Annotated in this window: 5 protein-coding genes; 3 read left to right on the top strand and 2 right to left on the bottom strand. The window is 52.9% G+C overall.

Translation table 11 applies throughout. The annotated features are described in order from the left end of the window. The first annotated feature begins 340 nt into the window (after window positions 1–340). Genes Q7V06_RS03870 through Q7V06_RS03860 form a run of 3 tightly spaced genes read left to right on the top strand, consistent with a single transcriptional unit; the run spans window position 341 to window position 3,197 of the window. Window positions 341–1,597, top strand: a complete 1,257-nt coding sequence (locus Q7V06_RS03870; protein WP_304838374.1) for a 3-isopropylmalate dehydratase large subunit — start codon at window positions 341–343, stop codon at window positions 1,595–1,597. Between the two features lie 5 nt (window positions 1,598–1,602). After that, window positions 1,603–2,091: a 3-isopropylmalate dehydratase small subunit gene (locus Q7V06_RS03865; protein WP_304838371.1), complete on the top strand. Its 489-nt coding sequence runs from the start codon at window positions 1,603–1,605 to the stop codon at window positions 2,089–2,091. Continuing rightward, window positions 2,079–3,197: an isocitrate/isopropylmalate dehydrogenase family protein gene (locus tag Q7V06_RS03860; protein ID WP_304838367.1), complete on the top strand. Its 1,119-nt coding sequence runs from the start codon at window positions 2,079–2,081 to the stop codon at window positions 3,195–3,197. The genes Q7V06_RS03865 and Q7V06_RS03860 overlap by 13 nt, the downstream gene beginning before the upstream one ends. On the opposite strand, the gene Q7V06_RS03855 is transcribed toward Q7V06_RS03860, so the two are convergent. After that, window positions 3,181–3,846: a PEGA domain-containing protein gene (locus Q7V06_RS03855; protein ID WP_304838365.1), complete on the bottom strand. Its 666-nt coding sequence runs from the start codon at window positions 3,844–3,846 to the stop codon at window positions 3,181–3,183. The two genes, Q7V06_RS03860 and Q7V06_RS03855, sit on opposite strands and share 17 nt — an antisense overlap. A 23-nt stretch (window positions 3,847–3,869) precedes the next feature. Beyond that, window positions 3,870–4,164, bottom strand: a 295-nt coding sequence (locus Q7V06_RS03850; RefSeq protein ID WP_304838363.1) for a hypothetical protein, incomplete at its 5' end; no start/stop codon positions are given.

The following is a 4,164-nucleotide window of genomic DNA, read 5'->3' as shown; positions in this document are numbered from 1 at the left end:
CTATCGCACTCCGTCCTGAACCCAAGAGATCAGGAAGATGGAAGGGCAAGCCCACGACTTTAGTCGTGGGTAGTTGACTATCCCCTCTGAAGTCGTCAGCTTAATGAAGATCCATCCTGGCGATGTCTTCCGGATTACTGTCATTGAGGAGAACGGAACGCTTGTTTTGCGATGTCAACTACCTCCTGACGGAGGAAATATGCCCCCGGGGTCTGGGGGCCACAAAGCTGCACTATAGAAGGGTGACAGTTCAAAAAGTCGTCCTATCCGCACCTGCCGGTCTCCACCTCTTTCCTGCTATCCAAACCATAGTATATCTTGAAGTCAGATAAGTACACCGATGGCCAAAGGAATGACTGTAGCTGAGAAGATATTCTCATCGAAGTGCGGCAGGGAGATTGGTGCCGGTGAAGTCGTTATGGCGCCGATCGACGCTGCGATGATCCATGATATTACGGGCCCTCTTGCCATTACCCAGTTCCGGGAGATGGGGGGGGAGCGTGTCTTTGACCCGGAGAAGATTATTCTTCTCTTCGACCACCAGATCCCTGCCGACTCAATTCCTGCGGCGAAGAACCACGTAATGATGCGTGCGTTTGCTGAGGATCAGGGCATTAAAAACTATGACCTTCGTGAAGGTGTCTGTCATCAGGTAGCACTGGAAAAGGGTCGGGTTGCCCCTGGCGATATCGTTGTCGGGAGTGATTCGCATACCTGTATGTATGGAGCAGTCGGTGCGTTTGCAACCGGCATCGGCTCTACTGATATGGGATTTGCCCTGAAATTTGGTGCCCTTTACTTCCGGGTGCCTGAGAGCATCAGGGTCGACGCGACAGGTGTCTTTGGAAAAAGGGTCGGACCAAAGGATCTCATCCTCAGGATGGCAGGTGATATCGGAGCAGATGGCGCGACCTACCGGGCACTTGAGTTTGGAGGCAGTACATTTTCATCGATGGAGATGTCAGGCAGGATGACCTGTTGCAACATGGCAATTGAGATGGGTGGAAAGGCAGGAATCGTTCCCCACGATGAGATCACCCTGAAATACCTGAAAGGACGGGGTTCGTTTGATCCCATTGATCTCACACCAGATTCGGATGCCATATATCTTGAAAAGAGAGCATATGATATCTCTGACCTCTCCCCGCAGGTGGCTGTTCCCCACAATGTTGATAATGTTGTTCCGGTTGAGGAGGTTGCAGGGCAGAAGGTCGATCAGGTCTTCATCGGATCATGCACAAACGGCAGATTCGAGGATATGCAGGAAGCAGCAGAGGTGCTTGGGAACGATTCCTTCTCAGAGAAGGTGCGGGTGATCATCATCCCGGCATCCCGTGACGAGTACTTAAAGACCCTCCGTGCCGGTCTTATCGAGCGTTTCGTCGAGGCAGGAGCACTTGTTGAGGCACCGTGCTGCGGACCCTGTATGGGCGGGGCATTCGGTCTCCTTGCACCTGGTGAAGTCTCGCTCTCGACATCAAACCGGAACTTCCGGGGAAGACAGGGGAGCACCGAGGCAGAAGTGTACCTCTCGTCACCGGCAACGGCGGCGGCAAGTGCCCTGTATGGTGAGATCACCGATCCGAGGGGGGTGTAAGAGCGATGAGAGTCTGGAAATTTGGCAATGATATCGATACCGATGCGATAATACCCGGTCGGTTTCTGACGATCTATGATGAAAAAGAGCTCGCCAGCCATGCCTTTGAAGGAACACGGGATGAGTTCTCACAGAAGGCAGCAGATGGCGATGTCATCGTCGCAGGTAAAAACTTCGGATGCGGGTCATCCCGTGAACATGCTCCGCTTGCCATTCGTGGTGCCGGAGTCAGGGTGATCGTTGCTGAATCGTTTGCGAGGATCTTTTACCGAAATGCCATCAATACCGGCCTCCTGCCCATGACCTGTGCTGATGCAGGAAAGATTCCGGACGGTGCAACCATTGCTGTCAACACAGAAGAAGGATTCATTGAATTCAATGGTAACAGATATCCAACCGATCCGGTTCCGGCATTCATGCTTGAGATTATCAGGGCTGGCGGTCTTGTAGAATATGCACGGGCACACCCGGAGGTTAAGACATGCACAGAATAGCAGCTATTGGTGGAGATGGAATCGGGCCAGAGATAATCTCTGCAGGCAGAACAGTACTTGATGCCGCGTCAGAGCGGTTCAACTTTGCTATCGACTGGGTCGATTTTGATATCGGGTCCGAGCGGTACCTGAAGACGGGCGAACTCCTCACTGACGAAGATATCTCAGGTCTTGAGACCTGTGACTCGATCTACTTTGGTGCAATCGGTGACGACCGTGTCAGGCCGGGCATCCTTGAGAAGGGCATCCTCCTTGCACTCAGGTTCCATTTTGACCAGTACATCAACCTACGGCCGATACAGCTCCTGCACGGAGTTCAGACACCTCTTGCAAATAAGACACCTGATGACATCAACTTCCTTGTCGTGCGGGAGAATACAGAAGACTTCTATGTCGGGATCGGCTCCCGGTTCAGGGGTGCAGAGAAGAGATCCCTTGAAGTGATCCGCAACCTCTACTCAGTCAAATTCGGAGTCGATGCTGAGAGCGATGCCGAAGAGGTCGCCTATCAGATCGGCCTTATCACCCGTGAAGGTTCAGAGCGTGTGATCAGGTACGCATTTGAAAGGGCAAATGAGCGGAACAAAAAGTGTTCGTCGGTCGATAAAGCCAATGTCCTCTCAGATATCTATGGCCTCTGGCGTGAGGTATTTACGTCTGTTTCGAAAGGGTATCCTGATGTGGAAACCGAATTCACCTTCGTTGACGCCGTGACGATGTGGTTTGTGAAGAACCCTGAATGGTTTGATGTCGTTGTCACCCCGAATATGTTTGGAGATATCATCACCGACCTCGGTGCGATGGTGCAGGGAGGACTTGGGCTTGCTCCTGGCGGCAACATAAACCCTGATGGAATCTCGATGTTTGAACCTATCCATGGATCAGCACCGAAGTACAAAGGGATGAATATTGCAAACCCGCTTGCAACCATCTGGGCAGGGTCTCTTCTCCTTGAGAATCTTGGGGAGAAAGAGGCGGCAGCCGCAGTTCTGAAGGGTATAGAGTCTTCTATTCTGGCTGGTCATGTCACAAAAGATATGGGTGGAGCCCAGTCGACAAGCAGTGTTGGCGACTGGATTGCAGCTCAGATCAGAACCGGCGCCTGAGTCCGAAAAGAACCGAGGCGAGGACCAGGCTACAGAAGAGGACTGCGGGGGACCCCGCACTCTTCTCCGGTGCTGTCGGAAGTGGTGCTACCGTATGGACCGTGCCTGGAGATACCGCTCCGACCGGCATCAGATCTGCGGTTAGTCCGCTCGTCTTCCCGGATGTGATCTCAACAGTGCCGGTAAATGGGAGGTACCCTTCTTTTTCGATGGTGATGAGATGCACGCCGAGGTCCGTCTGTGCGATGATCAAAGAACCTTCTGCATCGGTTATCCCGACATAATTCCCGTTCTGGGTGACCGATGCACCTGGTGAAGAGGTGACGACGAGGCTTCCGTATGTCTTGAAGGGGGTTCCGGTCCGTACCATCACCGGGCTGAGTGTGACCGTCTGCTGCGGGATAACATACACGACCCCATCCCAGTTCTGGTAATTCGGTTTCTTCAGGGTGACTCTCGTCATCCCGGGTCGCAGGTCATAGATCGTAACCGGGGTGTAGCCCCTGAAGACGTTTGTGATATATACCTCGGCAGCTTCGGGCGAAGAAGAGATGGTGATCGATCCGGTCTGCTCAGCAGCTGCCGGAATGGTGCAGAGAGTAAGACTGATGAGTCCGATAAGAATGAGGAAGAGTGATCGTAATTGCATACACTCCTGTAATGCTCTATGATCTAGATAATGTTTTGTTTCTGTGGGAACGTCATCGCGATGCGTTCGGATGAGCTTTCTACGGTGCCACCTGCGAGTGAGAAAGCCTGCGTGAAGTACTTCCCCATCCGTTCATTCATGATCGGACGATCCGGGCATACGGTGACCCGTACCTGATCTCCTGAGTCTATTGTGATCCCGGTGTGTCCTGCACCTGATGCCGCACACTGGAGGAGGAGAGCATAGATTGCACGCTCGAACCTGAAAGGGTCGATGATGGCATCCGCAGGATCGTCTCCTCCGGTTATCTGAACAGCC

The sequence above is a fragment of the Methanocalculus sp. genome, assembly GCF_030651615.1.
GTDB lineage: Archaea > Halobacteriota > Methanomicrobia > Methanomicrobiales > Methanocorpusculaceae > Methanocalculus.
This window is presented reverse-complemented; position numbering and strand designations above follow the sequence as displayed.